Raw genomic sequence first — 4,869 nt, 5'->3', positions numbered from 1 at the left:
TATGCTGAACAATTTGTCCAAAAATTCGGATTAAATTTGCAATCTACCTTATCAAGCAGCAAGTACCCGGTATGATGACTTACCGATTCGGCGAGTGGGTCACACTGGTTTGCAACTACCCGTAGTCTCATTAGGATTATGGCGTAATTTTGGCGATGAAGCGCCGTTTGCCCGTTCGCGGCAAGTAGTTTTAGACGCATTTGACCATGGGGTATTTAGTTTTGACTTAGCTAATAACTATGGGCCTTCAAAAGGTTCAGCGGAGCGGACTTTTGGCCAAATTATGCAACGTGATTTAGCGCCGTATCGCGATGAATTAGTGATTACGACCAAGGCGGGTTATCCCGCTTGGCCCGGTCCTTACGGGGCATTTGGTTCCCGAAAAACGTTAGTCAGTTCTTTGGACCGCAGTTTAAAGCAAATGCATCTGGATTATGTTGATTTATACTACTCACATCGGCCAGATCCAAATATTGATTTACAAGAAACGGCCCAAGCGTTGGATTTATTAGTCCGTCAGGGTAAAGCATTGTACGTCGGTATCTCTAACTATGACCGCGACCAAACCGCTGAAATGGTCGGCTATTTTAACGATATGCATACGCCATTTACAGTCAATCAAGTGTCCTATAACATGTTGCACCATGATGCGGAAGATACCGGGTTGATTGACTATTTAGGTCAGAATAATGCCGGGTTAGTTGCCTATGGACCGCTTGCAGAAGGCCTGTTAACGCAACGGTATTTAGATGGGATTCCGGCTGACTTCCCAATTCATCGGACGAATAAATATTTATTGGCCCATGGGACTGAAGCCGTGGTCGCCCAATTAAATGCGCTGAACGCGATTGCGGAAAAACGCGACCAGACTCTCGCACAAATGGCCTTAGCGTGGCTACTACGCTCGCAAACGGTCACGAGTGTGATTATCGGGACGACGAGTATTGACCACTTACACGCTAATCTAGCGGCTGCTAAAAAGTTAGAATTTAGTTCGGATGAAGTTAACGCGATTAAAGCAATTTTAGGGTAAATAAAACGGGATGCCCCTCGGCTGGCAATGATTGCTAGTCAGGGGCATCCTGTTTTTTAGGCTAAATGATCAAGTTTAGCCATGTCGGTTGACGTTAAGCTAAAATCAAAAATTTCGATGTTGGCTTGAATGTATTGGTCATGAACCGATTTGGGTAGTGGCAAATAGCCGTGTTGCAATGACCAGCGCAATAAGACTTGCGTTACTGATTTATGATAGGTTGCAGCTAACGCCAGCAACTCGGGGTTTTGTAGGAGCTTACCGTGACCGAACGGACTATAAGCCTCGTTTAGAATATGATGGGCCTCGTCAAAAGCGACGGTGGCCGGTAAGGGATGTTGCGGATTCAATTGAATTTGATTGACTGCCGGGGTGACGGTCGCCGTTTGGAGTAACTGGGTCAATTGGTCGGGATTAAAGTTGGATACCCCAATGGCGCGCACTTTGCCGGCGTGATAAGCGTCTTCCAATGCGCGCCACGTTTCAGCATTTTTAGCGGCCCAATCAGGATAATTCGTCGCGGGCGTATGAATCAAAAATAAATCCACGTAATCAAGGGCTAGCCGCTGTAAGGCCTTATCTAAAGCGGCCGTGGCTAATTGATAGCTGTGATCGGTATTCCAAAGTTTAGTGGTGACAAAAATTTGGTCCCGCGGGATGCCACTATTTTTAATGGCGGCCCCGACACTAGCTTCGTTCCAGTAGACGCGAGCAGTATCAAGATGACGGTAACCAACTGCTAAGGCCTGTTCGATGGCATGTTGCGCGATGGGACCATTTGGTGCTTCCCAAGTGCCAAAGCCAACAATCGGGATTTTAACGCCGTTATTCAAGGTGTAGGTGTCTGTTAACGCGTTCATGAGCATAACCAGCTTTCCGTAATAATTAAGTTCAGCATAATACCTCAAGCCGACTTCAGGTCAAATTGTCCGGCGAGACCCTTGTCATCAAAATGTAATTGCAAATCAGCGAACGCACGTTCTGAAGTGTGGTATGATTAGGCTACTATTTTGGATGAGGTGATCGGCATGGAAAAGCTAAAAACAATTGCAACGTCGCTCGGACAAGCCTATGAATTGAATTGTGTCGTCCAGCTAACTTTAGTAGACGGCCAACGCCCTAGTGGCTTAATTGCGGCGGTGGAGGACCAATCTGTCTTATTGAATCAACAAGCGGGGGTGGTCCATCAAATTGACATGGATACCATTATCGCGATTGATTTTTTACCCGAATCTTGGTGGCAACGTTAATCAGTTAAGTGATATTTGGCGATGACTTCTCGGCGGCGAAATTCGGTGATTTCTCGAATTAAGTCAAGGGGTAACGGGGCCGTTAACGGTAATTGAATCGCGCCTTTACTCGTTTGATAGTCCGTTAATTGGTCGGCGAAGGCCGTCACGGCACTCGGCGTAGGATATAACCCAATGTGATGTTTAAACAAAGCAAAGTGAATTACATTTTCATGCCAATAAAAGGTCGGCATTTGATATTTCAAACATTCATCAGCTTCCGGTAAGATAGCTGCCATCGTAGTTCGAATCGTTTGCAAGCGTTCTTGATAAGCAAGCGGTTGGTTATTGATATAAGTCTCAATCGGCGTCATCAGTAATATCCTCCGGGTCACGTAATGCCGTGACTAGCGTAGCGTCAGGGTTAACGGTAATGATTTTTGATTGGCCGCTAAAGGTCACTAAACCAGGTTTAGCACCCTTGGGCTTTTGTAGCTGACTGACCTTTAAGACGTCCACCGGTACCCGCGTGGCGTGACGCCCTTTACTGTAATAGGCGGTTAACACGGCGGCTTCTTGTAAGGTCTGTTCACTCGGATGGTTGCTATGAATAACCACGTGGGAACCCGGGAGTTCGCTAACGTGCATCCAGTAATAATCTTTGCGCGCGGTTAACGTCAGGTGGTCATTTTGACGACTGTTTTTACCAACTTCCACTAAGACATGGTCGTGGGTATAAAAGCGCCGCGGATGTGCGGGCGTTGGTAATTTGGATGAATGTAAAACTTTGAGTTTAATGGCACCTTCCGTGATTAATTGTTGCTTGACGACGGCGACTTGGTCAACATCAGTGGCGTCAAATTGTTCCTGACGAGCCAGCTGCTGAGTTAATGCGGTTTGTGCCGCGTCACGGTTAGCTTCCACGGTTGCGAGCCCCCGCTTGTCTTTGCGGTAATGATGAAAATAAGCCTCGGCGTTTTCAATGATGGACTTGCTAGCGTCGAGTTGAATCGTGAGTTTTCGGTCCGGATAACGGTAATCCGGCAGTTCGACATAGTTATGGCGACCCGTAATTTGACTGGCATAAGTTTTGAGTAACGTTCCTTTAACTTGTAGTTCCGTGGCATCGTCCACGCGGTCAATAGCGCGGGTCAAAGCTTCAATTTGTTTTTTAGTCCGATAGATTTGACGTTGCATGGCTTGACTAACTAACGTCGCATCGGTTTGATTTTCCATAATTAACCATCCTCGTAAAAGTTAAATTTCAAATTAATTATACCGCATGAAAAATAATTCAACATTTTTCAGAAAAATTCGGTATCCTATTACATGGGAGTGTGATATTTTTGCAAAAAACATTAATTATCAATGCCGGTAGTTCTTCGTTGAAGTGGCAATTATTTGAAATGCCTGCTGAAACAGTTGTAGCTAGCGGTCTGGTGGAACGAATCAGTATGCCCGGTTCAATTTTTACGATCAAGTATGGTGACCATCAAAAATATGAAACGACGGTCGACAACTTGGACCAAAATGCCGCGGCTAAAATGATGTTAGCGGAACTCCAACGTTTAGAGATTATTCAATCATTGACCGAAATTACAGCGGTGGCCCATCGTGTAGTTGCCGGTGGGACGACCTTTAAACAAGCGGTCGAAGTTACTCCCACGGTTTTAGATGAAATCAAAGGGTTGAGCGACTTTGCGCCGCTACACAATCCGATGGAAGCTAAGGGCATCGAAACAATGGCTCAAGCCTTACCAGAAGTGACCCAATACGCGGTCTTCGACAGTCAATTCTTCACTGACTTGCCAGAAATGAATGCCATTTATAGCTTACCTTATGAATTGACTGAAAAATACCACATTCGCCGTTACGGTGAACACGGTATCTCACACGGTTATTTGACAGGTCGGGCGGCGGAATTGTTAAACAAACCGCAAGCCGACTTAGACTTAGTTACGTTACATTTAGGTAGTGGCGCTTCCTTAGCCGCGGTTAAAAATGGGAAAGCCTTCGATACGTCGATGGGCTTTACGCCATTGACCGGGGTCACGATGGGCACGCGGGCTGGGGATGTTGATCCGTCCGTATTGCCATTCTTAATGGCCCAAGAAAAAGTAACTGATCCTAACGACATCATGATGATGCTCAATAATGAATCAGGCTTGTTAGGGGTTTCTGGTATTTCACCAGATATGCGTGAAATCAAGGCACAAGAAGCCACGAATCCGCGGGCCCAACTGGCGATTAAGATTTTTGTTAACCGCATCGTTAAATATGCCGGGAGTTATTTGACCGAATTGCAGGGGGCCGACGCCTTAGTCTTTGCGGGTGGAATCGGTGAACATAATGCTGAATTACGCCAAGAAATTATTGATGAGTTAGCCATCTTCGGAGTGAAATTGGACGCGCAGTTAAATGCCGCCAATGCCGAAGGGGTTATCAGTAGTGCGGATTCGAAAATCAAAGTGATGTTGGTTCCAACGAACGAAGAGTTAGCGATGGTCCGTCAGGTGGCGGCATTACAAGCTTAAGCTTTGTTAAATTCGCGACTAATGGTAGATTGCAAATTTAATCCGAATTTTTGGACAAATTGTTCAGCATAAC

6 protein-coding genes are annotated in these 4,869 nt (G+C 45.9%); 3 read left to right on the top strand and 3 right to left on the bottom strand.

Features of this window, described 5'->3' with window-relative positions; translation table 11 throughout:
* Nucleotides 1-34: 34 nt before the first annotated feature.
* Nucleotides 35-1,033 (top strand): aldo/keto reductase, encoded by a 999-nt coding sequence (locus DY78_RS00105; protein ID WP_029778969.1) that lies wholly within the window; start codon nucleotides 35-37, stop codon nucleotides 1,031-1,033.
* 56 nt (nucleotides 1,034-1,089) lie between these two features.
* Here DY78_RS00105 and DY78_RS00100 read toward each other — a convergent pair whose 3' ends face one another.
* Nucleotides 1,090-1,893: an aldo/keto reductase gene (locus DY78_RS00100; RefSeq protein WP_029778968.1), complete on the bottom strand. Its 804-nt coding sequence runs from the start codon at nucleotides 1,891-1,893 to the stop codon at nucleotides 1,090-1,092.
* A gap of 168 nt (nucleotides 1,894-2,061) precedes the next feature.
* On the opposite strand from DY78_RS00100, the gene DY78_RS00095 reads away from it, so the two are divergent.
* Nucleotides 2,062-2,283 carry a hypothetical protein gene (locus DY78_RS00095; RefSeq protein ID WP_024624737.1) on the top strand — a complete coding sequence of 74 codons (222 nt, stop codon included), beginning with the start codon at nucleotides 2,062-2,064 and terminating at the stop codon, nucleotides 2,281-2,283.
* Here DY78_RS00095 and DY78_RS00090 read toward each other — a convergent pair.
* Nucleotides 2,280-2,636 carry an iron chaperone gene (locus DY78_RS00090; RefSeq protein ID WP_024624736.1) on the bottom strand — a complete coding sequence of 119 codons (357 nt, stop codon included), beginning with the start codon at nucleotides 2,634-2,636 and terminating at the stop codon, nucleotides 2,280-2,282. The two genes, DY78_RS00095 and DY78_RS00090, sit on opposite strands and share 4 nt — an antisense overlap.
* On the bottom strand, nucleotides 2,623-3,498 hold the full coding sequence (locus DY78_RS00085) for an NFACT RNA binding domain-containing protein (RefSeq protein ID WP_024624735.1): 876 nt from the start codon (nucleotides 3,496-3,498) through the stop codon (nucleotides 2,623-2,625). Before DY78_RS00085 ends, DY78_RS00090 begins: the two co-directional genes overlap by 14 nt.
* A gap of 110 nt (nucleotides 3,499-3,608) precedes the next feature.
* Between DY78_RS00085 and DY78_RS00080 the strand changes: the two genes are divergently transcribed.
* Nucleotides 3,609-4,796, top strand: coding sequence for an acetate/propionate family kinase (locus tag DY78_RS00080; protein ID WP_024624734.1), 1,188 nt, complete (start codon nucleotides 3,609-3,611; stop codon nucleotides 4,794-4,796).
* Nucleotides 4,797-4,869 lie beyond the last annotated feature (73 nt).

Origin of the sequence: Lactiplantibacillus fabifermentans DSM 21115, from assembly GCF_000498955.2 — a bacterium.
Taxonomy (GTDB): Bacteria; Bacillota; Bacilli; order Lactobacillales; family Lactobacillaceae; genus Lactiplantibacillus; species Lactiplantibacillus fabifermentans.
The sequence above is the reverse complement of the archived record's forward strand: the minus strand, read 5'-3'. Positions and strand labels throughout refer to the sequence as shown.